The following is a 256-nucleotide window of genomic DNA, read 5'->3' on the forward strand; positions in this document are numbered from 1 at the left end:
TCTCTCCTCGCCTACCTGTGTCGGTTTGCGGTACGGGCACCATACTCCTCGCTAGAGGCTTTTCTTGGCAGTGTGAAATCAGGAACTTCGGTACTATATTTCCCTCGCTGTCACAGCTCAGCCTTATATGAGAAGCGGATTTGCCTACTTCTCAGCCTTGCTGCTTAGACGCACATATCCAACAGTGCGCTTACCCTATCCTTCTGCGTCCCCCCATTGCTCAAACGGAGTGGAGGTGGTACAGGAATATCAACCT

At 51.6% G+C, this 256-nt stretch carries 1 rRNA gene; it reads right to left on the reverse strand.

From position 1 onward, the window contains the following. Nucleotides 1-256: ribosomal RNA gene (locus ACQCT5_RS23005) — 23S ribosomal RNA — on the reverse strand; the annotation flags it as partial.

Source organism: Sutcliffiella halmapala (genome assembly GCF_050107295.1).
Taxonomy (GTDB): Bacteria; Bacillota; Bacilli; order Bacillales; family Bacillaceae_I; genus Sutcliffiella_A; species Sutcliffiella_A halmapala_A.